We start from the raw sequence: 26,794 nt of genomic DNA on the forward strand, positions 1-26,794 counted from the left end.
ATATATTATTCTGTCATATCATATACAAAACGGTCTTCTGCTTCATATTCCGGCATTATTTTTTTAACTATCTTTTCAGATAATGCCTTTACTTCATCAAGTTTTTCCTTGTAATTGCTCTCAGTAAGCTCGTTCTGCCCATCAATGATCTTATCGAGCATGAACTTATTTATGTCAGGAGAAAAATGTATCGAATCCATGTAGTTATCAAGGTTTGTCACTATTTCTTCTTCGCCCTGGAAACAGAAAACTTTCGCATTGTCATATTTTAAAAGTTCCTCTGTCATCATCTTCTCGCTTTGGATAAATGCGTCTCTTTCGCCTGTCCTAACGGCTCCGTCCCACCAAAGCATTGAATATGCTGGATAGAAGAAAACGAACTTTGTATCAGGGTGCTCTCTTACTTGCTTTGTAAGTAGTTCAATATTTTTCAACACTTTATCTTTATGCACATCTTTATCAAGCATTGGAACTACATTCTTTTGCCGGAAGTAGATCGAAAGAGTCTGATCGGCTCCAAAAGTTTTCCACTTCGCCCAGTTATAGGAAAGTCCCTCGTCGTAGTCTCCCATAAATGAGTTTGCGACCTGATACGGTATCTTTTCGAACAACACGTCCTTATTAAACAGATAATTCACGTCATTTATAGGGTTCTTGTCATAGAGATACATCGGACATCCCGCTGCTTCAAATGTTGTCTCTGCATCTGCAACAAGCGACGACGGATCTATGTTATAAAAGACATAGTCAAGGTCATGATTCTCATATGCAATATCCAATAAATAACAAAGATCTGCCGTTGCGCCGTATGACCTTATTGCCTTTATCGACTTAACACCGTAGGCATCATCATACCAGCCATTGTTGTTGTTTTCCATTACGGAAGATCCCACCAAAAGCGCGTTGTAATCGAAGTTTCTGAGTGTTCCGACACACTGATATTCCTTATCATTTAGCACTGCCTTAAGTCCGCACCACGGCTTGTGATAATGATAGAACGGGTCAAAAAATACAACAACACCCGCGATAAGCACGGCCACTGCAAGTACTGCCACAAGAAATCTTTTTATAAACTTTTTTGAACTGTTTTCTTTTTCCATATTCTCTAAAAAAATCAAAACTGAAAATAAATAAACGTACTTACTGCCGACAATGATACGAACGACCACAGGAAAAGAACTGTGATTCCAATAAGCGTCTTTTTATCAAATGTTGTTGTTTCTATTATTTCTTCCGTGTTCTTTCTCGTGATGATAAATCCGCTTACCGCAAGATATACCAACATAGTGATCATATAAATTACATTTTCATCTATTCCGCCAAGTTGAGACAGGAACTGTCTGAAAACGTAGTTTTCCGCGATATCAAGGTTTGCGGCGGTTCTTGTAAGGAATCCCGGATAAGTAAAGAAGAACAGTCTTTTAAACATTGCCAGTGCTTTTTCCACAGATTCCGATCTGAAGAATATAAGTGAAGCCACAAAAGCTATAAATGTCATTGCTCTTCCAAGTGCCTTGGGAATTACAAGTAACGGTTCTTTTCTAAAAAGGAATTTTCCTTCTTTCTCGGTACTTACTATTCCAAGATCATCCCATACTACCAAAAGTCCCTGCATAAGTCCCCAGCAAACGTATGTCCAGCCTGCTCCGTGCCAGAGTCCGCTCAAAATAAAGACTATGAGGACATTTACTATCGTGCGGTATCTTCCTTTTCTGCTACCACCAAGAGGTATGTAGACATATTTGATAAAAAAGCGCGACAAAGTCATATGCCATCTCTGCCACAGCTCTTTTGCGGACGCTGCCTTATAAGGTGAATTGAAGTTTGTAGGAAGCCTGTATCCAAGCATCAGACTGATGCCGTTTGCCATGTCGCAATATCCGGAAAAGTCGAAGTAGATCTGGAAAGTATAGGCAAGCATAACTGCCGTAACAGTCAGAGTATCAAGATAATATGTCTGCTCAAAGCCGTAGTTTACTACTCTTGAGAGAACATCCGCCAGAATTACTTTCTTTGAAAGACCTATTACAAAAGACATAAGTCCACCTGCGAATTTCACGGAATCGTAGGTCCTAAGTGAATTATCCCTGAACTGGTCAATCATCTCCTTATGGAATGCGATAGGTCCCTGTATAAGCTTCGGGAAATAGACAGTGTAAAGCGCATATTCGATGAAATTGTAGTGTGGTGCTTCACCGTTTGCCCTGTCAACAATATAAGAAATCTGCCCAAAGGTAAAAAAGCTGATTCCTATGGGCATGATTATCTTATCAACTGTCAGTCCCGTTTTTAAAACTGCGTTGAGATTGTCGGCGAAAAAGCCAAGATATTTAAAGTAGAATAGGAGTCCTAAATTAAATAGCACTCCTATTACCTTTATGAGCTTTTTGTAAAAAAATATATTTCCGGTATTTCTTGAATCTATCTTGCTTACAAGCGCACTTAGTGCATAGTTAACGCCAATACTTACAAAAAGAATGATCAGGAAATCCACACCGAAAGTGTAGTAAAAATACAATGACATGATGATAAGTAATACGTCTGCCACCGTATATTTCTGTAATTTATTAAGTGTATGCCAACCGATCATCAGTATCGGAAGAAATACCAATATAAACGTAAATGAATTAAAACCCATTAATACTCTCCGTTTTCTTACATCATAGAGAGTATACCATATTGTGAAAGAAATTTTTATAATTTCTGATCAAACTTTAAGTCTTATAACGTTCCAGCTTCTTGCGGGAAGTGTTGTCTTAAGCACTCCATTCTCGTTTGTTGCTGCATTTGTGTTATCTGAAGGCTTTACTTCATCAGGATTGTTTTCTGTATTTCCTGCCTTAACATCTTTGTGAGTAAGTACGCTGTGTTCAACAACTTTGTAGTCCGCAAACTGTCTTAAATCGCAGGTAAGGTCAAAGTCATCCTCAAGGTCCTTGTTTACGGCAAATATAGTAAGTGCGCCGTTTTCCTCATCACTTACTACTACAGAATCAACATAGGGAGCATCTCCGTGCTTTGACTCATAAGCAGGCACCTTAACAATTGTATTAAGAACCTCGCCTCTTCCGTATCTGCTTGCCTGCATGAATGGATAGAAGATTGTGTGCTTAAACACGCCGTTATCGGTTGTTGTTATAGGGCTGAGAACGTTTACAAGCTGTGCAAGACAAGCAATCTTTACTCTGTCTGCGTGTCTTAACAATGTGATCATCATTGAACCTACAAGAAGAGCATCTTCAAGGTTGTAATCTTCTTCAAGCTGATGTGGATGCTCAGTCCACTTCTCAAGCTCTGCATCTTTTTTCTTTGAGTGATACCATACGTTCCATTCATCAAATGAAAGATTTATTGTCTTATCGGATCTCTTTGTAGCCTTTACGCAGTCACAGATGCTGACAACGCTCTCAATGAACTTATCCATAGATACGCTGCTTGCAAGGAAGTTGGGAGTATTGTCCTCTTCATTGTCATAATATGTGTGAAGTGAGATGTAATCTACATTGTCATAACTGTTTTCAAGAACGACTCTCTCCCACTCACCGAATTTAGGCATTCCGATTCCTGAAGATCCGCATACTACGCACTCAATCTCAGGATCGATCATCTTCATAAGATGTCCCGCACGTCCTGCCTTAAGTCCGTACTCTTCAGGTGTCATATGTCCAATCTGCCAAGGTCCATCCATCTCATTTCCAAGGCACCAGAGCTTTATCTTGTATGGATCCTTAACTCCGTGCTTGATTCTGAGGTCACTGTAATATGTGCCTTTCTCAATGTTGCAGTATTCAACAACATTCTTGGCATCTTCGATTCCTCTTGTTCCGAGGTTTATCGCATACATGGGCTCTGAACCCACTTTTTTACACCAGTTCATGAACTCATCAAGTCCGAATCTGTTGCTCTCGATTACTCCCCATGCAGGCTCAAGTCTCGCAGGTCTCTCATCTACAGGTCCTACGCTGTCTTCCCATCTAAACGCAGAGACAAAATTTCCCCCGGGATATCTTACTACAGGTACATCGATTTCTTTTACCAGCTCAATAACGTCTTTTCTAAATCCGTTCTCATCAGCAAATTGGCTGTCCGGCTGATAGATTCCTTCATAGACCGCTCTTCCGAGATGCTCGATAAAAGAGCCGTAGATTCTTTTGTCCACCTTTCCTACGGTAAAACTTTTATCTATGCACAATGTTACTTTGTTTTCTTTTTTCATTTTACATTCTCCTAAAATAGTTTATATTTATATAAATATAATATTCCATTCTTTGCAAAAAGAAAACCAAAAAAATGCTTCTATCTGTAAAAAAAATGATAATATATATTGGAGAGGCTTAAATGATGATGCCCTTAAAACTTTACACACGAGGTATTCTTTAAATGAACAAAAAAAATTCAGTTCTTAAATTCGGCATTTTCTCTGCATTTCTTGGTGGTGCTTATGCTCTCACCAATTATATCTATAAGCTTACATCCGTACCTGTTCAGCATACCGACGAAAGTCCCGATTATGATAAAGCTGTTACAGCCGGAAGAATGTTCGTAAGAAATCATAAAGATAAACAGGATATGTACATAGACAGTATCGACCGTCTTAAGCTCCACGCTACCTACATTCCTGCAAGCAGTAACTCGCACAGATATGTTATTCTTGTTCACGGAATCAAGGACAACCATGAGTATAACGGAATCTACGCGCAGTACTATCTTTCACTTGATGTAAATTGTCTTCTTCCCGACCTTCGCGGATTTGGAAAGAGTGAAGGAAAGTATGTCGGATATGGCCTTGATGACAGGCTTGATATAATGGAATGGATTTATTGGATTATAAAAAGAGATCCACAGGCATCGATTCTTCTTCATGGAATGTCTATGGGTGCGGCAACGGTCCTTATGACAACAGGTGAACACCTTCCGGAAAATGTAAAAGCCGCTATCTCAGACAGTTCTTATTCAAATTTAAGAAAGCAGTTTGCAAAAACATATAAGACTATGAAAGTCTCCTTCATTCCGGCTCCTATCATAGTCGCACTAGCAAGATTTATAATATATCTTCGCTCGGGATTTGATATTAACGATGTAAGACCGATTGATGCGGTTTCTAAATCAAAGACTCCCACACTTTTCATACATGGTGATGAAGATGCGGTGATAGATCCCCAGATGTGCTCTCGTCTTTACGAAGCTGCAAAATGTGACAAGATGTATTGCATAATTCTTGGATCGGGGCACATTCAGGGAGTAGTTACAGATCCCACAAATTATTGGGGTAAGATAAGATCTTTCCTGTCAAAGACAGACTTCTAAAGAAATACTGACAAGCTCAGATTATTCCTATAGAACGAAGTACAAAAAGCCAGAATGTGAGGGAAAAAGAGCATCCTAAAGTAGTCATCATGATTATGCTGCTGCTCAAAACTCCCTCATGTCCCATGCTTTTGGCCATGATATAGCAACTTACTGTTGTTGCAGATCCAAGCATTATGAGTATCGCAACAATCTGTTCGCCTATAAATCCCATACTTACCGCTATCGGTAAAAAGATTCCGACAAGAACAAATAGTTTTATAAACGTAGCAATAAGCGCAGGTTTGATTTCCTTAAGCGCTTTTTTTATTTCAAAAGAAGCTCCCATCGACATAAGTCCCAGCGGAGTTGCAAGTCGTGCGATATTTTCTGTAAATGTCGAAAGTATTGCAGGCTTTGGTATTCTGAACAACGACCACAAAAGACCTATTATTATTCCAATGATGATCGGATTCTTGGCTATTCCGATCGCAGTCTTTTTTATCATTTCATTCTTGTTGTCACTTTCGCCTTCATTTTCTGCAGTGAACATCAGAATTATAACTGCGCAGATGTTGTAAAGTGGGACACTTCCGAGTATCATAAGCGGTCCCATTCCTGTACTTGCATCGCCATAGATATTGTGAATAAAAGCAAGACCGAGTAGAGCAGCACTGCTTCTGTACGCTCCCTGGATAAACTCTCCTCTTTTTCCCTTCTCTTTTACACAAAGAAAAGAAAAACCGAATATTACTACGATGCTTATTATTGTTGCCATAAAACAGAAAAGCACAAACTTTCCGTTCCATGTTCCCTTAAAATCCTGATCTGCAAGGTCAACAAAAAGCAGCATGGGAAGTGAAATCTTAAAAACAAATTTGTTCATCCACGAAGCTGCTTTATCGTCTATAAACCCTATTCTATTCATCAGATAACCAAAGATCATTAAAAGAAAAACAGGAAGCGTTGCATTTAAACTAAAGATCAAATTATTCATGATTCATTACTCTTATTTTAGTATAAGTCCGACGGGACAATGATCCGATCCAAGAGCGTTACTGTAAATCTTGGCATCCTCTATGGAAGGCATGAGCGACTTTGATACAACGAAGTAGTCAATACGCCACCCTGCATTCTTCTCTCTTGCATGGAATCTGTATGACCACCATGAATATGCTCCCTCAAGGTCGGGATAAAAATATCTGAAAGTATCCACAAGATCTGCTGCAAGAACGTTATCGAACTTTGCTCTTTCTTCATCCGTAAAGCCCGCATGTCCTCTGTTTGTCTTAGGATTCTTAAGGTCGATTTCCTTGTGAGCTACGTTTAAGTCGCCGCAATAAATTACAGGCTTTGTCTCTTCAAGCTTTTTAATATACTTAAGAAAATCGTCTTCCCAAACCTGTCTGTATTCTAGCCTTGAAAGATCCTCTTTCGCATTAGGAACATAGACAGTTACTAGGTAGTAGTCGTTATACTCAGCTGTAATGACTCTTCCTTCGTGGTCATGCTCTTCAATTCCAAGTCCGTAAGTTACAGAAATCGGCTTTTCTTTTGTAAAAATAGCTGTTCCCGAATAACCCTTTTTCTCCGCATAGTTCCAGTATTCTTCATATCCGGGAAGATCCATTTTGATCTGTCCTTCCTGAAGTTTGGTCTCCTGAAGGCAGATTACATCAGGTTTTTCGTTATCCATAAATTCCTGAAAGCAGCCTTTTGAAACACATGCTCTCAGTCCGTTGACATTCCATGATACAAGCTTTAATCCCATGTTAGAAATTTCCTTTTACTCTCTGCAGACTTTCGTCTGTTTCTTTTAACATCTCTCTAAGAGAAAGATTGTCTTCATAACTGAATTCGCAGACCGAATACTGAAGGTAATTGATATATCTCTTCGATCTTTCAAGAAGCGCTGCGTTTTGAGATGACATTTCCTCGCGGAAATTCTCCGCCATTCCTTCTTCTGAAGATACCGAAATAGCTGCAAATTCATCACCACGAATTCTTCCGTGTATGCAATCTTTAAACACAATATCCAGTATCTCTGCAACTTCTCTTACTGCCTGATCACCTTCGTTGTGTCCGTATACATCATTTATTTTCTTAAGAGAATCCATTCTTATATACGCAACAACCGCATATTTTCCTGCTTCAAAATTCTCTTTGAGATAATCGTAAGCTTTCGCAAAAAATCCTCTTCTGTTAAGTCCGCCCGTCAGATAATCCTGTCCTCCGATATGATCGAGAACAGAGTCGTCCCTTGCAAGTTCTTCCTGAACTTCCAGAAGTTCTTTTTGTGTCTTATCAATCTCTGTCTCCAGGTATGAAACTCTGGAACTTACCGTAACTATTCCAACAAGGCTGTCAAAATAATTATTTATAAGTATCCTTGGATTAAACTCTGTTACCATAAGTCCAAGCTGATACTGGCCGACAAAGATATTTCCGGCAACAAGAACTTTGGGCGTACCGTTATCAAAGACCTCTAATATCTTATCTGTATCTATTTCAGTGCTGTTACCGGTTACTATTTCGGTTCCGTCTACAATCGCACTCTTCATTCTAATTTTTTCGGGGAATTCCCACGGATGTTTGAAAGTATTTCTTATCTTTTTGTCATACAGGAACAGGCCGCAGTTTTTCACACCATGCTCTGCATTTATCTGTCCCATTGATTTATAAAGACCTTCTACCTCGAATTTTCGGTTAAAAAGTCTTGTTCCTATTTCTGAAATTACAGAAAGAGCCTCTGCTTCTGACTCTTCTATGAATGAGAAAACACAGGAAGGCTCTTCATTTGAAAGCTTTCCTGTCTCTGCATATGACACTGCATCACAAATGGCCTGATATCCCTGCTGTTCAAGATATCCGTGATCGGACATTATTTTTTTAGAAGCAACATATCCTTCCTGCTCGGTAAGAGTCAGAAAAGGAATTTCAAAAAAGGTCTTTAAAAGAGCCTCTTTCTTTAAGATGGCAACATTCTTGCCGATTCGCTCAATATCAATTACTACCGCGTCAAATCCAAGCTTTGTTGCATATTTAAAAAAGAGCTGTGTTCTGAAATCTGTAAGGATGTTTTTCATCAACATCGTCATTATTTACAAGGTATTTACCCGGCATGATGACAAGGGTTATCCCCTTGTCAACTGCCGCTTTATTAGCACCTATACAGATTTTCTTGACTTCATTGTCCTCTAGTTCAGAGATTACAAGTCCGATTTTCATACTTCCCCCATCACTCGAAATACATTAAGCCTTTTCGTCTATCTCGCCGTCGTTTACTTCATCGATATTATCGAGTTCTTTATCTCCGTCAGAGATTTTTTCTCTAACTTTGGCAATTTTTGCTACAGTAACTCCCTTGTCAAGATTGATCATCTTAACTCCGGATGTTACTCTTCCGTGGACAGTTATCTCATCCATACGAAGCTGAATAATGATTCCAGCATTTGTGATCATCATGATCTCATTGTCTTCATTTACTGCCTTAACACCAATAACAGCTCCTGTCTTCTCGGTTATCTTGTAGCACTTTACACCTTTTCCGCCTCTGAACTGGTTATTGAACTCACTGAGAACTGTTCTCTTTCCATATCCTTTTTCAGAAACTATGAGAAGTGAATCACCTTGAGTATTAAGCTGCATTCCGACAATCTCATCTGTATCGTCGAGTGTCATACCTCTTACACCCATTGATGATCTTCCGGTTGCTCTTACGTCTTCCTCATCAAAGTGGATACACATTCCGTTCTTAGTTACAAGGAATACTTCAGCACCCTTCTGAACACTCTTAACTTCAATAAGTTCATCATCATCTCTAAGATTGATAGCTGCAAGTCCTGTCTTTCTGACATTTATGAAGTCAGTGATAGGAGTTTTCTTTACAGTACCTTTCTTAGTTACCATAAAGAGGCTCTTATCCTCATCTTCAAAGCCCTTAACAGGAATCATAGCTGTAATCTTTTCTCCCGGAGCAAGCTGAAGGAGGTTGACGATTGCCATACCCCTTGAAGTTCTTGATGCCTCAGGAATCTGATAAACCTTAAGTCTGTAAACTCTACCTGTGTTGGTAAAGAACATTACATAATTGTGGGTGGTCGTCATAAGGATATCTTCCACAAAGTCATTATCGATTGTGGTAATTCCCTTGATTCCCTTTCCTCCACGGTTCTGAGCCTTAAAGTTATCAATTGACATTCTCTTTATATATCCGAGATTTGTCATTGCAATTACTGTATTTACATTAGGGATCAGATCTTCCATGTCTATATCTGAATCGTCATGTCCGATCTGTGATCTTCTTTCATCACCGTATTTATCAGAAATCTCTGTTATCTCTTTCTTGATAACTCCGAGAAGTATCTTTCTGTCTGCAAGAATAGCTTTTAATTCCTCGATTTTCTTAAGGAGTTCAGCGTGTTCCTGTTCAAGCTTGTCTCTCTCCAAACCTGTGAGAGTACGAAGTCTCATATCAACAATTGCCTGAGCCTGAACATCTGTAAGACCAAAGCGGGCCATGAGTTGTTCCTTAGCAAGAGCAACTGTCTCGCTGCCTCTTATGATCTTGATTACTTCATCTATATTATCAAGGGCAATAAGCAATCCCTGTAAGATATGATCTCGCTCTTCAGCTTTGTTAAGATCATACTTTGTTCTTCTTGTTACTACATCTTCCTGATGAGCGATGTAGTGCTTAAGCATCTCTGTGATGCTCATAACCTTAGGCTGGTTATTTACGAGCGCAAGCATGATGATTCCGAATGAATCCTGCATCTGTGTATGCTTATAAAGCTTATTGAGCATGATGTTAGGGTTAACATCGTTTCTAAGCTCAATTACAACACGCATACCTTCTCTGTCAGATTCATCTCGAAGTGCTGTTATTCCGTCGAGCTTTTTAAGCTTAACAAGCTCAGCGATCTTTGAGATCATGTTTGCTTTATTTACGAGGTAAGGAAGCTCTGTAACAACAATTCTGTTCTTGCCGTTCTGCATAGGCTCGATATCTGTTACAGCTCTTACTATTACTTTTCCTCTACCTGTTCTGTAAGCTTCTTCCGCTCCTCTTGTTCCAAGGATTATTCCACCTGTAGGGAAGTCGGGAGCTTTTACTATCGAAAGAATTTCCTCGATATCTGTTTCTCTGTCTTCAAGCACGCGGTTATCGATCATCTTAACAACCGCAGCGATTATCTCTCTTAAGTTGTGAGGAGGAATGTTTGTTGCCATTCCTACCGCGATACCTGTTGTTCCGTTTACCAGAAGGTTAGGATATCTACTGGGGAGAACTGCAGGTTCTTTTTCTGTATCATCGAAGTTCGGAGTAAAGTCTACGGTATCTTTTCCGATATCCGCAGTCATCTCCATTGCGATCTTTGTAAGACGTGCCTCTGTGTATCGCATAGCAGCAGCGCCGTCACCGTCGACAGATCCAAAGTTTCCGTGACCGTCGACAAGACAACATCTCATTGACCAGGGCTGTGCCATATTTACGAGGGCTCCATAAATAGAGCTGTCACCGTGAGGATGGTATTTACCCATTGTATCACCGACGATACGCGCACATTTACGGTGCGGCTTGTCGGGACCGTTGTTAAGTTCGATCATAGAGTACAGAATTCTTCTCTGTACAGGCTTAAGACCATCTCTTACGTCAGGAAGCGCACGTGATGCGATTACGCTCATGGCATAATCGATGTAGTCTGCTTCCATTGTCTTCTGAAGATCTACTTCCTTTATTCTGTCAGTAGTGACTTTATCAAAAACGTCATCTGACAGTTCGTTGTTGTTATTGTTATTATTATCAGCCATTTCTTTTCCTTTTTACGTTCTTTAAATATCCAGGTTCTTTACAAACTTCGCGTTCTTTTCAATAAATTCTCTTCTGGGTTCAACTTTATCACCCATAAGTGTTGTGAAAGTAACGTCTATATCAGATTCGGATTCCTCATCCATATTTACTCTAAGAAGAACTCTTCTCTCAGGATCCATTGTTGTCTCCCAAAGCTGCTCTGGATCCATCTCTCCAAGACCCTTGTAACGCTGAATCTTGTTGTTCTGGTCTCTTCCGACATCAGCCAAGATTTTGTTCAATTCTTCATCACTGTATGCATACCAGACTTTTTTGTTCTTCTCAAGCTTATAAAGAGGCGGCTGTGCAAGATATACATGTCCTTCTTTGATAAGTTCGGGCATAAATCTGTAAAGGAATGTGAGCATAAGTGTTGCGATATGCGCACCGTCTACATCGGCATCGGTCATAATAATGATCTTGTCATAACGGAGTTTGCTGATGTCGAAATCATCATGTATACCTGTTCCGAATGCTGTGATCATCGACTTGATCTCTGCATTTCCGTATATTCTGTCAACTCTTGCTTTTTCTACGTTGAGAATCTTTCCTCTGAGAGGAAGGATAGCCTGTGTTGCTCTGCTTCGTGCAGTCTTAGCAGATCCGCCGGCGGAATCTCCCTCAACTATGAATATCTCACAGTTCTTTGGATCTTTGTCTGAACAATCGGCAAGCTTTCCGGGAAGTCCCAATCCGTCAATAGGAGATTTACGTCTTGTAAGATCTCTTGCTTTTCTTGCTGCATCTCTTGCTCTCTGTGCAAGGATTGCCTTTTCAAGAATCTGCTTTGCAACACTTGGATTCTGCTCAAGGAAGTATGTAAGTTGCTCTCCTACGATTCCGGCAACAGCTCCTCTTGCTTCCGAGTTACCAAGTTTCTGCTTTGTCTGTCCCTCAAACTGAGGATCTTCAATTTTAACACTTATGATAGCTGTAAGACCTTCTCTGATATCTTCACCTGTAAGATTATCATCGTTGTCCTTAAGCATCTTATTTGACCTTGCATAGTCATTAAAGGTCTTTGTAAGTGCTGCCTTAAATCCTTCGAGATGTGTACCACCTTCAGGAGTATTGATATTATTTACGAATGTGTAAATACTCTCTGTGTATGAATCGTTATGCTGAAGAGAAACTTCAACCTGTACGTTGTTCTTATTTCCCTCAAAGTACATAATGTCTTCATAAAGAGCTGTCTTACTCTTATTGAGATATTCAACAAATTCTTTGATACCACCCTCATAGTGGAATGTCTGAACTACAGGCTCTTCGCCTTCTTCAGTTCTAAGATCTGTAAGAGAAATTTTTAGTCCCTTTGTAAGGAATGCCATTTCTCTGAGTCTCTGCTTCAAAACGTTGTAATCATATATTGTTGTCTCTTTGAAAATAAGAGCGTCGGGCTTAAAGTATACTCTTGTTCCGGAAACGCCTTCGGGAGCATCGCCAACAACCTTAAGAGGATAACAAACTTTTCCTCTTTCGTATCTCTGCTCATATACTTTTCCGTCTCTTGTAACCTGAACTTCAAGCCATTCAGAAAGCGCATTAACGACAGAAGCACCAACTCCGTGAAGTCCTCCTGATACCTTATATCCTCCACCGCCGAACTTTCCGCCTGCGTGAAGTATTGTAAATACAACCTCAACGCCGGTAAGACCTGACTTGTGGTTTACATCAACAGGGATTCCTCTACCATTATCTTTTACAATAATAGTATTGTCTTCGTTAATTGTTACTTCGATATGATCACAAAATCCAGCAAGTGCTTCATCTACAGAATTGTCCACAATCTCGTATACAAGGTGGTGCAATCCTCTGCTTGCTGTAGTTCCGATATACATACCGGGCCTTTTTCTGACCGCTTCAAGTCCTTCCAAAATCTGAATTTGGTCAGCGCCATACTGTACTTCTTCGTTACTCATGCTCTACTCCGTTCCTTAGTTTTCACTACTTACTGTTCCTTCGGTTACTTTGAACAGCTTATCTATTTCAAATCTGTTATTAACAAACTCATCAAGACCGGTACAGGTTATTATTGTCTGTATATCTCCTATGGTGTTCAAAAGGTAATTTTGTCTGTTGCTGTCAAGTTCTGACAAAACATCATCAAGAAGCAGTACCGGGTTTTCTTTTTTTGCTCTCTTAACTATCTCTATTTCTGACAGTTTAAGTGATAAGGATGCGGTTCTTTGCTGGCCTTGTGAGCCGAATTTCCTGATATCTATCGCATCATCCGCATTCATTTTTTTAATCATAAAAGAAAAATCATCTTTATGAGGTCCTACTGTTGTCTGCTTTGCATAGGTATCTTTTTTCCTTGCCTGCTTCAACTTACTTTCAAATTCCTCAAGTTTTACATTCGGTTCATAAAAAACAGACAGTGTCTCTTTTTCTCCCGTTAGTTTCTCGTGGATAGGTCTTATTATTTCATTAAGATCTTTGATGAATTTTTCTCTTGTCTTTATTATGACGGATCCGTATTCGAATAATTGCTTATCCTGAACATCCAGTAATACGCTATTTTCAGGATGTTCAAAAAGATCCTTTAGAATCTTATTTCTTTCGACTACCAGTTTGTTGTACTTGGAAAGACTGTTAAGATATATCTGATCCAACTGACACAGCTCCATATCCATGAATCTGCGCCTTTCCGAAGGACCATTTTTAATTATACTCAGATCTTCCGGTGAGAAAAAAACAACATTCAACCGACCTATCAGATCAGATGCCCTCTTTATCTTCTGCCCGTCAATAGCGATTCCTTTGGACTTATTCTTCCTAAGATGCATATCAACGCGGTATTCAGCATTATCTTTTTCCAAGATAGTTCTGATATGTGCTTCTTCTTTACCGAATCTGATTATTTCCTTGTCCTTACTGCCTTTGTGTGACTTTGTTGTTGCAGAAACAAAGATTGCCTCCAAAATATTGGTCTTGCCCTGCGCATTATCACCGTACAGTATGTTAGTTCCTCTGCTGAAGTTTATCTTTATATTCTCATAATTTCTGAAGTCAGCTAATTCCAATGATTTTATTATCATTTTTCTATTTTTACCTGTACGCCGTCATATTCAAAACTGTCTCCGTCATATAGCTTACGACCGCGTCTTACCTCAACTTCGCCGTTTACTTTTACAAGACCGGCTTGTATATCCATTTTGGCATCAACACCTGAGCCCTCGAGACCGGCTTTTTTCAAAGCCTGTCCGAGTTTTATGAATTCATCTTGTTCTCTTAATTTTACTATTTCCATCTTAAATCAGGTCCTTTGGTAAGTATTAATCAACTGTTGTGAAGTTAACAGGTAATACCAGATATGTGTAAGTTGAATCCTTATCCCTAATAAAGCAAGGTGCTTTAGGATTAACAAGATAAATATCAACTACTTCATCCTCAATTGCGCGAAGTGCATCGATAAGGAACTTGGGATTAAATCCAATCATAAGATCTTTTCCCTGCTTATCAATATCGATCACTTCATCCATACTTCCTATGGTTGACTTAATCTTTAACTCCATGTTTGTATCGGTAATAGATATGATTACAGGCTTCTTATCGCCCTCTTTTACAAGAAGCGTAGCTCTGTCTATACAATCAAGCAGCTCTTTTCTATTAATGCTCATCTTTGTTTCATAGTCACTTGAAAGCATCTGATCAATACTGAAGTACTCGCCTTCAATAAGTCTTGAAACAACAACTGTATTATCAAACTCAAAGAGAACATGTTTGTCAGTAAAATAGATATTTACCATCTTCTCAGTGCTGTCACCGAGAATCTTACTGATCTCACCGAGTGCTTTACCGGGAACAATAACTTTCTTGTATGAATACTCTTCAGAAAGCTTTACTTTTCTGATAGAAATTCTGTGACCGTCAAGAGAAACGAGCTTCAAAGTATCTCTGTCAACTTCAAAGAGTTCTCCTGCCATCATTTTATTTGCATCATTTTCAGAAATGGAAAAGATTGTCTGTTGAATTACATTTCTAAGAGTAAACTGAGAAACCGATACTCCGTCTACTTTCTCAATTGAAGGAAGATATGTGAAATCATCACCTTTTCTTCCAATAAGGTTGAACTTTGCCTTTTCACAACTGATTACTACTTTGTTTGAGCTGTCTGATTCAATAGTTACTGCATTATCAGGGAGCTTTCTTACAATATCTACGAAGATCTTTGCATCAATTGCTATGTATCCTCTTTCTTCAATGTTACCTTCAACTATTGTTTGAATACCAAGCTCCATATCATTGGCGATGAATTTAATAACTCCTTCTGTTGCATCTACCAATATACATTCAAGAATAGACATTGTTGTCTTAGAAGGAACTGCTTTCGATACAATCTGCAATCCACTAATAAGATTCGACTTTGAGCAAACGACTTTCATTTAACCACATACTCCCTTCAGAACTTAAAAAGTATAAAATATATATAAAAATATAGTAAAAGAATTAATAATAGCTGTTGAAAAGTGTAAAACCTATTCCATTATACTATCTATGCGGCTTTTTTACAAATTTTTAGGTGTTGAAAACAAAAAATTAGGTGTTGAAAAGATAAAAGTTATAAACAGGCCTAATTTTGACAAATGAGGGTGAAAAAAATTATCCACCCTCAATCAACATCAAATAACATATAAATAACATCCTAATAACAGGTTTTCTACATAGATATCCACAGAAAGTTATCCACAATTTATAATGTAGGATTTAGTTTCTTCATTATTATATCCATGTTTTTGTTGAGATCATCATCAACTGCGGTAAGCTTTTTAATCTTGTTGATTCCGCTTATAACAGTTGTGTGATCTTTCTTTCCGAGAAGTTTTCCTATTTCTTCAAGAGAAGCTTCGGTGTTTTCTCTGCAAAGATACATTATTATCTGGCGTGGAAGAACAATTTCTGCCTGTCTCTTCTTAGAGAGTATGTCATCTTTCTTTACGCCGTACTGTTCGCAGACGGTATCAATGATAAGCTGAGGTGTGATGACCTTTGACTTATCGGGATAGATGATATCTTTAAGAGCTTCCATGGCATTTTCAAGAGTTACATCTACATTATTAAGTCTTGAATAAGCAATGATCTTGTTGTATGCACCTTCAAGTTCTCTGATGTTTGACTTGATGTTGGTAGCAATGTAGTTGATTACCTCATCATCAATGTTCTTGCCGTAGTTCTCAGAGTTCTTACGCAGGATAGCCATTCTTGTCTCGTAGTCAGGAGACTGGATATCGGCGATAAGTCCCATTTCGAAACGGGATCTGAATCTCTCTTCAAGAGTTTCCATTTCCTTAGGAGGCTTATCGGATGAAAGAATAATCTGTTTTCCGGCCTGATGAAGCTCGTTGAATGTGTGGAAAAACTCTTCCTGAGTTGATTCCTTTCCTATAATAAACTGTACGTCATCGACCATGAGAACATCGACTGTTCTATACTTATCACGAAGTTTTGACATGCTTTCTGTCTTACCGCTTCGGATAGATTCGATAACTTCGTTTGTGAACTGCTCTGATGTTACATAAAGAACCTTCGCTTTGCGATTATGTTCCATAACAAAGTGACCAATGGAGTGCATAAGGTGAGTCTTACCAAGTCCCGGTCCACCGTAGAGGAAGAGAGGGTTGTAAGATATTCCCGGAGATTCTGCAACAGCAAGTGATGCGGAGTGCGCAAACTTGTTGTTACTACCTACGACGAATGTATCAAATCTGTATTTTGGATTGAGATTTGATTGTTCGTAGTTATTGTTAGATATATAGCTGTTTTCAGAAGCATCTTCTGAATTATTTTCATGTGTTTCTTCATTATTAATAGTGTCTTTCTTTAAAATGAATGAAACGTCTACCATAATCTCCAGAAACTCCGAAATGGTAACTTTAATAAAGTCCATGTAATGGTTGATTATGTACTGAAGAGCCATTGAATTGTCGGAAGGAATCAAAATAGTTACAGTATTATCCGAAACACTGTAAACACTTAAAGGATCAATCCATGTTTTATAGGATATTTCTGTAATCCCAAACTCATTTTTTATAGTGCGTTTGATTTCTTCCCAATTGTTTTTTAATTTATCTGTGATTTCTTTTGTTGAATACATGAAAAAACTCCCCAATTACGCAATTTATAGACTTGTAGACTTTTACTATTTTATCTTAAAAAACTTTAAATATCAAACAAGGGTATTATGTGGATAACTACCGGAAAAAAATTTTCAAACATAATTATATTTTTACACTGTGGATAAATGGTCGTTTTTCCACTTTAAGCTATCTACCGTTATAAATGGCGTGGTTACTGGATTTCCGATTAATAACCACAAAATTATGCTCCGGTTTATCCACAAAATTTAAGAAATATGTGGATAAAATAACGTGGTATATATTAATCAACATGTTATCCACAAAATCAACATTTTGCTGTGGATAAGTTTTGTCAACACAATATATAGGCAAATTATTTTTTTGATATTTTTTTCAAAGATTTGCCCTATTTTTCTGCGTTTTTATGGCTTGACTGCCTTGATTTTATTTATTATAATTATAAAGATTTTTTCCACACTGATATAATCCGTAATTATTTAATGTAATTGCGTTGTATAATTAGTAAAGAAGGAGGTGTTTACGATATGAAGATGACATTCCAGCCTCATAAGCTCCAGAGAGCCAGAGTTCACGGCTTCAGAGCAAGAATGGCTACTAAGGGCGGCAGAAAAGTACTTGCAGCCAGAAGAGCAAAGGGAAGAAAGAGATTATCTGCTTGATAGTAAAGGTCACAACGTTGTGACCTTTTTTCATCTTTCTGAATTAAAAAGGACAATGACATGCTTTTTTCAGATTCAATGAAAAAGACAAATGATTTCCGCAATGTTTATAAGAACGGCAAAAGTTATGCCGATAAGTACCTGGTTGTTTATGTGTGGAAAAATAACGGTTCAACTAATAAACTTGGGATTTCATGTAGTAAAAAAATTGGGAACAGTGTTGTAAGGCACAGATTTGCAAGACTTGTTCGAGAAGTTTACCGGCTACACGAAGATGTATTCAATAGTGGTTTGGATATAGTAGTCGTTGCCAGAGCCTGTGCAAGAGATGCGAGCTATCATAATATAGAAGATTCTCTTTTAAGCTTGGCAGGGAAGGCCCGCATAAAGAAAAATGGCGGTGAAAAATGAAAAAGATACTTATCTTTTTAATTAAGTTTTACAGAAAGTACATTTCTCCTTTAAAGAGAACAAAATGTCCGTATATTCCGACATGTTCGGAGTACGGGCTCGAAGCTATAGAAAAACATGGGGCATTGAAGGGAAGTCTGCTCGCAATCTGGAGAATACTTAGGTGTAATCCTTTTTCCAGTGGCGGATATGATCCCGTTCCGTAATGTACAGGAGGTTTATTTTGACACCAGTTCTTTTAACCCCTTATCAGGGACGTATTGTAGGACCTATTGCTAAGTTACTTGGATATGTAATGACAGCCATATTCAATATACTTAATAAAATTGGTATTCCTAATTTTGGTCTTTCAATCATATTATTCACTATAGTTATCAATCTTGCTCTTCTTCCTTTTACTTACAAACAGCAGAAGTTTTCTAAACTTCAGTCAAAGATGAGTCCTGAACTTAAGGCTATTCAGCAGAAGTATAAGGGTAAAAAAGATAACGACTCTATGCTTGCAATGCAGCAGGAGACTAAGGAAGTTTACGCTAAATACGGTGTTTCACAGACAGGTAGCTGCTTACCGCTTATTGTACAGATGCCTATCTTATTTGCACTTTATCGTGTTATCTATTCAATTCCCGCATATGTAGGAACTGTTAAAGAAGCGTTTTATCCTCTTGTTGAGCAGATCAGAAGTACAAATGGTGGTGTTGATTTCATCAGAAACAACGTTTCAAGTGCGAAGATGTTTGCCAGCCAGTTTAATAACCAGCTTTTTACATCAGGTGATACAACTTATGTGGAAAACACACTTATTGATGTTTTGAACAGAGCATCATCTTCTGACTGGGATTTGATAACAAATAACTTTAAGGATATCAGTGGTTCTGTTTTAGATACACATAATCTTTTAAACAGATATAACAATTTCCTTGGAATGAATATTGCTGATACACCTATGTACATGATAAAGAGTGCATTTGTGGATAAGAACTTCGTTTTACTTATCGGAGCTATTCTTATTCCTTTCCTTGCATTCTTTACTCAGTGGGTAAGCACAAAGCTTATGCCTCAGCAGGTTCCTGCAGACGGTAAGATTGATCCCGATGATCCGGCAGCACAGATGCAGCAGTCAATGAAGACCATGAACATTATGATGCCTATGATGTCTGCAATCTTTTGCTTTAACTTTAATGCCGGCATGGGTATTTATTGGATTATCGGTGCAGTTATAAGATCTGTACAGCAAGTTCTTATTAATAAGCACATTGACAGAACTGATATCGATGCTCAGATTGAGAAGAACATTGAAAAGTATAAACAGAAGCAGGAGAAGATGAGAACTACTCCTCAGATGAACAGATATGCAAACATGTCTACAAGAAACATCATGAACAGCAGTTCAAATTCTGTTTCTATGGAAGAGAGAGAAAATCAGCTTAAGAAGGTAAGAGATAGTTTCTCCGGAAAAGAGATTAAAAAGGATTCTCTTCTTGCAAAAGCAAATATGGTAAAAGATTTCAACGAAAAGAATAATAAATAAGAGAAGATTTATGGTTACTGTCTATTTGGGAGGGAAAAATGGAGTATAGAGAGTTTACAGCAAAAAAATGTTGATGATGCTATTACAGAAGCTTGCGAAACTTTTTGCGTTACCAGTGATAAACTTGATTATGAAGTAGTTTCAAACGGATCATCAGGTTTTTTGGGGATAAATGCTAAGCCTGCAATCATCAAGGCTAGAGTTAAAGAAGAGAAGAGTGAAGAAATCAAGATTGATGATATCAAATTAGATACAAAGGTTTCACCCAAGCAGGAAGTAAAAAGCAAAAAAGAAAAAGTAAAAGAGACTGTAAAAGAAGTTGAAAAGACAGTCAGCTCTGATATAAATGCTGATGAGGTTTGTGAAAAAGCCAATAAGTTTTTAAAAGAAGTTTTCGATGCAATGAAAATGGAAGTTGTTGTTAAGACTACTTTCAATCAGGTTGATAAGATTCTTGAGATTGAACTTAGCGGAGATGAGATGGGAGTTCTCATAGGTAAGAGAGGACAGACACTTGATTCTGTTCAGTACCTTGTTTCTCTTGTTGTTAACAGAGATTATTCCGAGTACATCCATGTTAAGGTTGATACAGAAAATTACAGAGAGAGAAGAAAAGCTACTCTCGAAAATCTTGCAAAGAACATTTCTTATAAGGTTAGAAAGTCCAGACATTCAGTAGCTTTAGAGCCTATGAATCCTTATGAGAGAAGAATTATTCATTCAGCTCTTCAGGGAGACAGGTTTGTTACTACTCACAGCGAAGGTGAAGAACCATTCAGAAGAGTAGTTGTTACATTAAAGAAATAATAAACATTTACCCCTCGAAGTTGTATACTTTGAGGGGTATTATTATATGTAGAGAAAATTTTATTAAAATAGAAGCGAGACAAAATATGTCAGGTGTTTTTAATAATTTTAATGACGATACTATCTGCGCTGTTGCAACCGCAATGTCTGATTCCGGAATCGGAGTTATAAGAGTGAGCGGAAGAGAAGCGGTTTCAATCTGTGATAAGATTTATCGTTCTGCAAAAATGAAACAGACTTTAAAAAAGCATGATCCGAATACGATCAAGTTCGGATATATTTGTGATGGTGACAAGATCATTGATGAAGTTATGATCTCATTTATGAAAGCACCTCATAGTTTTACAAGAGAAGACGTTATTGAGATTAATACTCATGGCGGAATTCTCATCATGAATCAGATTATTGAGTTACTTCTAAGAAGTGGTTGCCGTCTTGCTGATCCTGGTGAGTTCACAAAGAGAGCATTTCTTAATGGAAGAATCGATCTTACTAAAGCGGAAGCTATCATGGATATCATAAGTGCTCAGAACAATTTTGCTTTGGACAGTTCCAGAAATCAGCTTCGCGGAAGTATCTATGATAAAGTTAAGAGTTTGAGAGAACAGATAATTTATGAGATGGCTTTCATTGAGTCGGCCCTTGATGATCCGGAAAACTATGATCTGACCGGATACCCTGAAAAACTTAAAGCCAAAGTTTCATCTTTGACTTCGGAGATTGAGAAACTTCTTAGTACCGCAGATGAAGGTAAGATCAGAAAAGATGGAATAAAGACTGTTATTGTTGGAAAGCCTAACGCAGGAAAATCATCTCTTTTGAATACTCTTATCGGAGATGAAAGAGCAATCGTTACCGACATCGCGGGAACAACACGTGATATTATTGAAGAGACCGTGAGACTTGGTGATATTGTTTTGCATCTTATAGACACGGCCGGAATCAGAGACACCGATGACATCATTGAGAAGATGGGTGTGGATAAAGCAAAGAGTAAGATTGAAGAAGCAGATCTAGTTTTGTATATTCTTGATTCGACTCGCGACATTGATGATGAAGACAAAGAGATCATCAGTTTGTGTGAAGGAAAGAAGACGATTGTTCTTCTTAATAAGAACGATCTTTCTGATGACATAAAAATCAATGAAGATAATGTGTTTAAGTTTTTCACAAATGTGGATAACGTACCCGTTATAAAAACTTCGATGTTGAAAGGTAACGGAATCGATGAACTTAAAGATGCACTTTCAAAACTTTTCTTTCATGGTGACATTTTACCGAAGCAGGAAATCTATATCACAAACTTAAGACACAAAGAACTTCTTCAGAAAGTTTATGAAAGTCTGAAACTTGTTGATGACAGTATTTCAAAAAATCTTTCGGAAGATTTTTATACAGTCGATCTTTCAAATGCTTATGCTTATCTTGGCGAGATCATCGGAGAAGAAGTCGGCGATGATCTGGTGGAAGAAATCTTTTCAAAATTTTGTATGGGAAAATAATTTATGAATGTTTTTACTGAAAAATATGATGTTGTAATAATTGGAGCAGGACATGCCGGATGTGAGGCGGCACTTGCTTGTAGCAGACTTGGTCTTGAAACTATAATTTTTACAATGAGTGCGGACAACATCGCATTCATGCCGTGCAACCCTCACATTGGCGGATCTTCCAAGGGACATCTTGTCAGAGAGATAGATGCTCTTGGTGGAGAGATGGGAAAAAATATAGATAAGACTTTTTTGCAGTCAAAGATGCTTAACACTTCTAAAGGACCTGCGGTACATTCACTCAGATGTCAGGCTGACAAAATGGAATATTCCAAGAAGATGAAAGAGGTACTTGAAAAGCAGGAACATCTTACAATAAAGCAAGCTGAGGTTTCAGAGATTCTTTACGCTGATCCTTCTGATAAATTAAAGACTGAAGGTTACAAACATATCATCACCGGAGTAAAGATTTTTTCAGGAATAACTTATGAAGCTAAAGCTGTTATCTTATGTACGGGAACTTATCTTAAGAGTCGTTGTCTTACAGGTGAAGCGATTACTTACAGTGGACCGAACGGACTTCAGCCTTCCAACCTTTTGTCACAATCACTCATCGATGCGGGAATCGAACTCAGGAGATTTAAGACCGGAACCCCTGCAAGAATGGATGGAAATACAATCGACTATTCCAAGATGACAGAGCAGTTTGGAGATGATCCGGTAATTCCTTTTTCATTTGATACAGATCCTTCTGATGTTCAGAGACAGCAGGTATCATGTTGGCTTACATACACTAATGAAAAAACGCATGAAATAATACGTAATAATATCGATAGATCCCCAATTTATGCGGGAATCATTGAAGGGGTGGGTCCGAGATATTGCCCGTCAATTGAAGATAAAGTTGTAAAGTTTCCCGACCATGAAAGGCACCAGGTGTTTGTTGAACCTGAAGGAACATTTACCAATGAGATGTATATAGACGGAATGTCTTCATCACTTCCTGAAGATGTTCAGATTGCAATGTACAGAACAGTGCCCGGACTTGAGAATTGTCGCATTGTAAAAAATGCTTATGCAATTGAGTACGATTGTCTTTGCCCCGGACAGCTTCATCCCACTCTTGAGATCAAGGATATCCGAGGACTCTTTTCAGCAGGACAGTTCAACGGAAGTAGTGGATATGAAGAAGCTGCTGCTCAGGGATTGTACGCCGGAATTAATGCTGCGATGCAGATTGAGAACAGGCCTTATCTTTCTATAGACAGATCCGAAGGATACATCGGAGTTCTTGTCGATGATCTTGTTACAAAAGAAAACCTTGAACCATATAGAATGATGACTTCAAGAGCAGAGTACAGATTACTTCTTAGACAGGACAATGCAGATATAAGACTTAGAGGAAAAGGTCATGAAGTAGGTCTTATAGATGATGAACGATATAATAAGTTACTCAAGAAGATTGAACTTACTACAAAAGAAGTTGAGAGATTAAAGAGTATAAACATCGGAGCCAATTCAAAGATTCAGGATTTCCTGACAAGGTGTGGAAGTACACCGTTAAAAACAGCAGTATCTCTTGCTGAATTATTATGTCGCCCCGAGATGACTTACGATATGATCGCGGAGATTGATCCTGACAGACCTGACCTTCCTAAGGATGTCATTGAACAGGTTGAGATTACCATCAGGTATGAAGGGTATATCAACAGACAGGAAAGACAGGTTGAACAGTTCAAGAAACTTGAAAGAAAACTTATCCCCGCGGATATTGATTACAATGATGTCAGCAGCTTAAGACTTGAAGCAAGACAGAAACTTGAAAAGTTTAGACCGGTAAATATCGGACAGGCTTCACGTATCGGTGGAGTTAATCCTGCAGATGTTTCTGTACTTATCATTTATCTTGACTCACTTAACAGAGGAAAACAGAATGAGGAATAAATACAATAAAATGATTGAGGACTTCCGTTCATACGGAATAGAACTCACCGACAGACAACTGGAACAATTTGATCAATACTTCGAAATTCTTGTTCGGGTAAATGAGGTTATGAATCTTACTGCCATAACAGATTTTGATGATGTATGTAAGCTTCACTTTGTTGATAGTATTTCATGTACTCCTTTTGTTGATTTCAAAGATAAAGAGTATTCGCTTATCGACATCGGAACAGGAGCAGGGTTTCCGGGAATTCCACTTAAGATTGTTTATCCTAATCTTCATGTTACGTTACTCGATTCACTCAATAAGAGAATCAACTTTCTAAATGAAGTAATAGATACTCTTGGTCTTAATGAATCCGGAAGTATTGAAACACTTCATGGAAGAGCGGAGGATTTCTCATCGAGTAAGAATGGAACACTCAGAGAAAAATTTGATTTTGCTGTTTCAAGAGCAGTAGCTAATATGTCTACTCTTACAGAATATTGTATTCCCTATGTAAAGGTCGGAGGAGAGTTCATTGCTTTCAAAGGTGATAAAGGATCTGAAGAAGTAGAAGCAGCGAAGGGAGCAATTCATCTTCTTGGTGGAAAGCTTAAGGAATGTAAGGAGTTCTTTTTGCCGGGAACAGATATAACTCGCACGATATGTGTGGTTGATAAGAAAGAACATACCTCAAAACAGTATCCACGTAAGGCCGGAACGCCTGCCAAAAATCCTCTTTGAGGTAGTAAATAATGTTTCACGTGAAACATTATTTACTGTAAAAAATGAACACAACTGATTGTTTCACGTGAAACATTAGAATACAAAATATAGTGATAATCCGTGAAACATAAAATTGGTCATGAAACATCAAAAAATACACATATTTATATGTAGTAAACGAAGCGCAATCTGGAAAATAATATCATATTTTCTAAAGATTGTGCTTTTTTTATGTTCTATAATTTTAATAATGTGGTAAAATCAGATTAGTGTTTCACGATGATGGGAGGCGTAATGGGAAGAATAATCGCAATTGCAAATCAAAAAGGCGGAGTCGGAAAGACTACCACATCAATCAATCTAGCATCTGCTTTGGCAGAGAAAGGAAAGAAGGTACTTGTTATTGATACAGATCCTCAGGGAAATACAACAAGTGGATTTGGTATTGATAAGAATGAAATCGATAACACCATCTATGAGTTAATGATTGGTGAGTGCAGCATTGATGAAGTAATAACCAGAAATGTTGTAAAGGGAATCGATGGAGTTGATATCATTCCTTCGAATGTAAATCTTGCTGCAGTAGAAATTGAGTTGATAGATTCTGACAACAAAGAATATATTTTAAGAGAGGCAATAAGTGGTATAAGGGATGACTATGATTTCATAATTATAGATTGCCCGCCATCACTTAGTATGCTGACAGTCAATGCAATGACTACAGCTAATACAGTTCTTGTACCTATTCAGTGTGAGTACTATGCACTTGAAGGTCTCAGCCAATTGGTACATACAGTTAATCTTGTAAAAGACAGACTTAATCCGGAACTTGATATGGAAGGTGTTGTCTTTACGATGTTTGATTCTCGTACCAATCTTTCACTCCAGGTTGTAGAAAACGTAAAGGAACATATACAGGAGAATGTGTATAAGACAATAATCCCAAGAAACATTCGTCTTGCAGAAGCGCCCAGTTACGGTCTACCTATAAACGTTTATGAACCAAAGTCCGCAGGAGCCGAAGCATATCGACTTCTTGCAAATGAGGTTATCGACAGAAAATTTGATTAAAGCGGAGGGGCATAAGATATGGCAGTTAAGAATGTGAAAAGAGGATTAGGAAAAGGACTTGATTCAATCATACCTGCAAAGGCATCTTTCACAACAAAAGAAGTTTCATTCTCTGAAGAACAGAGCATCAGCGAAGGACAGGTTGTTCATGTAAACATTACTCAGGTTGAACCGAACAGAAATCAGCCAAGAAAATCTTTTGATGAAGATAGCCTTTTGGAATTAGCTGAATCAATCAAACAGTATGGAATTATCAATCCACTTATCGTAACAGATAAGAACGATCACTATGAAATCGTCGGTGGTGAGAGAAGATGGAGAGCAGCTAAGAAAGCCGGAATAAAAGAAGTACCGGTTATAGTAAAAGATCTTAGCGAACATGAAATTGCAGAGATTTCTCTTATTGATAACATCCAGAGAGAAGACATAAATCCTATTGAAGAAGCTCTTGCATATAAAAAGCTTATCGATGAATTTGGATACACTCAGGATATTGTCGCAGAGAAAGTATCAAAGAGCAGAGTGACAATTACCAATTCACTTCGACTTTTGAAGCTTTGTGAAAAAGTAAGACAGATGGTTATCGACGGACTTATTACAACAGGTCATGCCAGAGCACTTATATCTGTTGAAAGTGAAGAAGAGCAAACGATGCTCGCTCAGAAAGTTTTTGATGAGAAGTTAAGCGTTAGAGAAACTGAGAAACTTGTAAAGAATCTTGGCAAAGCACCCAAGCCAAAGAAGGTAGTAGAAACCAACTCAAGTCTGGATGCAATCTATGCAAATCTATCTGAAAGATGTAAGCAGGCAATCGGAACAAAAGTTGATATTACTTCCAAAGGCAGTGGCGCAGGAAAAATTGAGATTGAGTTTTATAACAGCGACGATCTTGAGAAAATAATAAACAGACTATGCATAGAATAATCGGAGACAG

The 26,794-nt window shown here is 38.1% G+C and carries 24 protein-coding genes; 11 read left to right on the forward strand and 13 right to left on the reverse strand.

Translation table 11 applies throughout. The features are described 5' to 3' along the window. Positions 1–5 precede the first annotated feature (5 nt). The 3 genes from CD00_RS0112560 to arfA form a co-directional block, all read right to left on the reverse strand. Positions 6–1,055: an SGNH/GDSL hydrolase family protein gene (locus CD00_RS0112560; protein WP_242838972.1), complete on the reverse strand. Its 1,050-nt coding sequence runs from the start codon at positions 1,053–1,055 to the stop codon at positions 6–8. Positions 1,056–1,114: 59 nt separating this feature from the next. Continuing rightward, positions 1,115–2,638, reverse strand: coding sequence for an MBOAT family O-acyltransferase (locus tag CD00_RS0112565; RefSeq protein WP_026656286.1), 1,524 nt, complete (start codon positions 2,636–2,638; stop codon positions 1,115–1,117). A 69-nt stretch (positions 2,639–2,707) separates the two neighbouring features. Further along, positions 2,708–4,216, reverse strand: a complete 1,509-nt coding sequence (arfA, locus tag CD00_RS0112570) for an arabinosylfuranosidase ArfA (protein ID WP_026656287.1) — start codon at positions 4,214–4,216, stop codon at positions 2,708–2,710. A gap of 164 nt (positions 4,217–4,380) precedes the next feature. Between arfA and CD00_RS18325 the strand changes: the two genes are divergently transcribed. Then, positions 4,381–5,307 carry an alpha/beta hydrolase gene (locus tag CD00_RS18325; RefSeq protein ID WP_051594191.1) on the forward strand — a complete coding sequence of 309 codons (927 nt, stop codon included), beginning with the start codon at positions 4,381–4,383 and terminating at the stop codon, positions 5,305–5,307. A gap of 16 nt (positions 5,308–5,323) precedes the next feature. On the opposite strand, the gene CD00_RS0112580 is transcribed toward CD00_RS18325, so the two are convergent. The 10 genes from CD00_RS0112580 to dnaA form a co-directional block, all read right to left on the reverse strand. Further along, positions 5,324–6,283: an AEC family transporter gene (locus CD00_RS0112580; RefSeq protein WP_026656288.1), complete on the reverse strand. Its 960-nt coding sequence runs from the start codon at positions 6,281–6,283 to the stop codon at positions 5,324–5,326. 12 nt (positions 6,284–6,295) lie between these two features. Further along, positions 6,296–7,057, reverse strand: coding sequence for an exodeoxyribonuclease III (locus CD00_RS0112585; RefSeq protein WP_034462119.1), 762 nt, complete (start codon positions 7,055–7,057; stop codon positions 6,296–6,298). A 1-nt stretch (position 7,058) separates the two neighbouring features. Further along, on the reverse strand, positions 7,059–8,372 hold the full coding sequence (locus CD00_RS0112590) for a GGDEF domain-containing protein (RefSeq protein WP_026656291.1): 1,314 nt from the start codon (positions 8,370–8,372) through the stop codon (positions 7,059–7,061). After that, a complete protein-coding gene (locus CD00_RS0112595) occupies positions 8,329–8,514 on the reverse strand; it encodes a hypothetical protein (protein WP_026656292.1) in 186 nt (61 codons plus the stop codon). Before CD00_RS0112595 ends, CD00_RS0112590 begins: the two co-directional genes overlap by 44 nt. Before the next feature lie 24 nt (positions 8,515–8,538). Next, complete coding sequence (gene gyrA / locus CD00_RS18330) at positions 8,539–11,100, reverse strand: DNA gyrase subunit A (RefSeq protein WP_026667313.1); 2,562 nt, start codon at positions 11,098–11,100, stop codon at positions 8,539–8,541. 21 nt (positions 11,101–11,121) lie between these two features. Further along, positions 11,122–13,059 (reverse strand): DNA topoisomerase (ATP-hydrolyzing) subunit B, encoded by a 1,938-nt coding sequence (gyrB, locus tag CD00_RS0112605; protein ID WP_026656293.1) that lies wholly within the window; start codon positions 13,057–13,059, stop codon positions 11,122–11,124. 15 nt (positions 13,060–13,074) lie between these two features. Continuing rightward, on the reverse strand, positions 13,075–14,178 hold the full coding sequence (gene recF / locus CD00_RS0112610) for a DNA replication/repair protein RecF (protein ID WP_026656294.1): 1,104 nt from the start codon (positions 14,176–14,178) through the stop codon (positions 13,075–13,077). Beyond that, on the reverse strand, positions 14,175–14,390 hold the full coding sequence (locus tag CD00_RS0112615) for an RNA-binding S4 domain-containing protein (protein WP_026656295.1): 216 nt from the start codon (positions 14,388–14,390) through the stop codon (positions 14,175–14,177). Before CD00_RS0112615 ends, recF begins: the two co-directional genes overlap by 4 nt. 25 nt (positions 14,391–14,415) lie before the next feature. After that, entirely contained in the window at positions 14,416–15,525 is a 1,110-nt protein-coding gene (gene dnaN / locus CD00_RS0112620) for a DNA polymerase III subunit beta (RefSeq protein ID WP_026656296.1), read from the reverse strand. A gap of 308 nt (positions 15,526–15,833) precedes the next feature. After that, on the reverse strand, positions 15,834–17,234 hold the full coding sequence (dnaA, locus tag CD00_RS0112625) for a chromosomal replication initiator protein DnaA (RefSeq protein ID WP_026656298.1): 1,401 nt from the start codon (positions 17,232–17,234) through the stop codon (positions 15,834–15,836). A gap of 528 nt (positions 17,235–17,762) precedes the next feature. Between dnaA and rpmH the strand changes: the two genes are divergently transcribed. The 10 genes from rpmH to CD00_RS0112675 all read left to right on the forward strand — a co-directional run bounded on the left by rpmH (position 17,763) and on the right by CD00_RS0112675 (position 26,784). After that, on the forward strand, positions 17,763–17,897 hold the full coding sequence (gene rpmH, locus CD00_RS0112630; protein ID WP_013282343.1) for a 50S ribosomal protein L34: 135 nt from the start codon (positions 17,763–17,765) through the stop codon (positions 17,895–17,897). A gap of 60 nt (positions 17,898–17,957) precedes the next feature. After that, positions 17,958–18,308 carry a ribonuclease P protein component gene (rnpA, locus tag CD00_RS0112635; RefSeq protein WP_026656299.1) on the forward strand — a complete coding sequence of 117 codons (351 nt, stop codon included), beginning with the start codon at positions 17,958–17,960 and terminating at the stop codon, positions 18,306–18,308. After that, the gene (gene yidD, locus CD00_RS0112640) at positions 18,305–18,514 is read left to right on the forward strand and encodes a membrane protein insertion efficiency factor YidD (protein ID WP_026656300.1); all 210 of its coding nucleotides are present in this window, start codon (positions 18,305–18,307) and stop codon (positions 18,512–18,514) included. The genes rnpA and yidD overlap by 4 nt, the downstream gene beginning before the upstream one ends. Positions 18,515–18,531: 17 nt before the next feature. Beyond that, positions 18,532–19,839, forward strand: a complete 1,308-nt coding sequence (locus CD00_RS0112645; protein WP_026656301.1) for a YidC/Oxa1 family membrane protein insertase — start codon at positions 18,532–18,534, stop codon at positions 19,837–19,839. Between the two features lie 81 nt (positions 19,840–19,920). Next, positions 19,921–20,646, forward strand: coding sequence for an RNA-binding cell elongation regulator Jag/EloR (jag, locus tag CD00_RS0112650; RefSeq protein ID WP_334291139.1), 726 nt, complete (start codon positions 19,921–19,923; stop codon positions 20,644–20,646). An 86-nt stretch (positions 20,647–20,732) separates the two neighbouring features. Next, positions 20,733–22,148 carry a tRNA uridine-5-carboxymethylaminomethyl(34) synthesis GTPase MnmE gene (gene mnmE / locus CD00_RS0112655; RefSeq protein WP_026656303.1) on the forward strand — a complete coding sequence of 472 codons (1,416 nt, stop codon included), beginning with the start codon at positions 20,733–20,735 and terminating at the stop codon, positions 22,146–22,148. Between the two features lie 3 nt (positions 22,149–22,151). Then, complete coding sequence (mnmG, locus tag CD00_RS0112660; protein WP_026656304.1) at positions 22,152–24,080, forward strand: tRNA uridine-5-carboxymethylaminomethyl(34) synthesis enzyme MnmG; 1,929 nt, start codon at positions 22,152–22,154, stop codon at positions 24,078–24,080. Next, positions 24,070–24,807: a 16S rRNA (guanine(527)-N(7))-methyltransferase RsmG gene (rsmG, locus tag CD00_RS0112665; protein ID WP_026656306.1), complete on the forward strand. Its 738-nt coding sequence runs from the start codon at positions 24,070–24,072 to the stop codon at positions 24,805–24,807. Before mnmG ends, rsmG begins: the two co-directional genes overlap by 11 nt. Before the next feature lie 276 nt (positions 24,808–25,083). Next, positions 25,084–25,860: a ParA family protein gene (locus tag CD00_RS0112670; RefSeq protein ID WP_026656307.1), complete on the forward strand. Its 777-nt coding sequence runs from the start codon at positions 25,084–25,086 to the stop codon at positions 25,858–25,860. An 18-nt stretch (positions 25,861–25,878) separates the two neighbouring features. After that, a complete protein-coding gene (locus CD00_RS0112675; protein WP_026656308.1) occupies positions 25,879–26,784 on the forward strand; it encodes a ParB/RepB/Spo0J family partition protein in 906 nt (301 codons plus the stop codon). Positions 26,785–26,794 lie beyond the last annotated feature (10 nt).

The organism is Butyrivibrio sp. AE3003 (assembly GCF_000686065.1).
Classification (GTDB): Bacteria; Bacillota; Clostridia; order Lachnospirales; family Lachnospiraceae; genus Butyrivibrio; species Butyrivibrio hungatei_A.

What these genes read in the sequence shown, in the direction of transcription:
- gyrB (WP_026656293.1), bottom strand. Translation starts at nt 13,059, where the DNA reads ATGAGTAACGAAGAAGTACAGTATGGCGCTGACCAAATTCAGATTTTG.
- gyrA (WP_026667313.1), bottom strand. Translation starts at nt 11,100, where the DNA reads ATGGCTGATAATAATAACAATAACAACAACGAACTGTCAGATGACGTT.
- rnpA (WP_026656299.1), top strand. Translation starts at nt 17,958, where the DNA reads ATGCTTTTTTCAGATTCAATGAAAAAGACAAATGATTTCCGCAATGTT.
- mnmG (WP_026656304.1), top strand. Translation starts at nt 22,152, where the DNA reads ATGAATGTTTTTACTGAAAAATATGATGTTGTAATAATTGGAGCAGGA.
- CD00_RS0112585 (WP_034462119.1), bottom strand. Translation starts at nt 7,057, where the DNA reads ATGGGATTAAAGCTTGTATCATGGAATGTCAACGGACTGAGAGCATGT.
- mnmE (WP_026656303.1), top strand. Translation starts at nt 20,733, where the DNA reads ATGTCAGGTGTTTTTAATAATTTTAATGACGATACTATCTGCGCTGTT.
- arfA (WP_026656287.1), bottom strand. Translation starts at nt 4,216, where the DNA reads ATGAAAAAAGAAAACAAAGTAACATTGTGCATAGATAAAAGTTTTACC.
- CD00_RS0112675 (WP_026656308.1), top strand. Translation starts at nt 25,879, where the DNA reads ATGGCAGTTAAGAATGTGAAAAGAGGATTAGGAAAAGGACTTGATTCA.
- CD00_RS0112565 (WP_026656286.1), bottom strand. Translation starts at nt 2,638, where the DNA reads ATGGGTTTTAATTCATTTACGTTTATATTGGTATTTCTTCCGATACTG.
- CD00_RS0112615 (WP_026656295.1), bottom strand. Translation starts at nt 14,390, where the DNA reads ATGGAAATAGTAAAATTAAGAGAACAAGATGAATTCATAAAACTCGGA.
- CD00_RS0112670 (WP_026656307.1), top strand. Translation starts at nt 25,084, where the DNA reads ATGGGAAGAATAATCGCAATTGCAAATCAAAAAGGCGGAGTCGGAAAG.
- rpmH (WP_013282343.1), top strand. Translation starts at nt 17,763, where the DNA reads ATGAAGATGACATTCCAGCCTCATAAGCTCCAGAGAGCCAGAGTTCAC.
- dnaN (WP_026656296.1), bottom strand. Translation starts at nt 15,525, where the DNA reads ATGAAAGTCGTTTGCTCAAAGTCGAATCTTATTAGTGGATTGCAGATT.
- CD00_RS0112580 (WP_026656288.1), bottom strand. Translation starts at nt 6,283, where the DNA reads ATGAATAATTTGATCTTTAGTTTAAATGCAACGCTTCCTGTTTTTCTT.
- CD00_RS0112590 (WP_026656291.1), bottom strand. Translation starts at nt 8,372, where the DNA reads ATGAAAAACATCCTTACAGATTTCAGAACACAGCTCTTTTTTAAATAT.
- CD00_RS0112595 (WP_026656292.1), bottom strand. Translation starts at nt 8,514, where the DNA reads ATGAAAATCGGACTTGTAATCTCTGAACTAGAGGACAATGAAGTCAAG.
- rsmG (WP_026656306.1), top strand. Translation starts at nt 24,070, where the DNA reads ATGAGGAATAAATACAATAAAATGATTGAGGACTTCCGTTCATACGGA.
- dnaA (WP_026656298.1), bottom strand. Translation starts at nt 17,234, where the DNA reads ATGTATTCAACAAAAGAAATCACAGATAAATTAAAAAACAATTGGGAA.
- CD00_RS18325 (WP_051594191.1), top strand. Translation starts at nt 4,381, where the DNA reads ATGAACAAAAAAAATTCAGTTCTTAAATTCGGCATTTTCTCTGCATTT.
- yidD (WP_026656300.1), top strand. Translation starts at nt 18,305, where the DNA reads ATGAAAAAGATACTTATCTTTTTAATTAAGTTTTACAGAAAGTACATT.
- recF (WP_026656294.1), bottom strand. Translation starts at nt 14,178, where the DNA reads ATGATAATAAAATCATTGGAATTAGCTGACTTCAGAAATTATGAGAAT.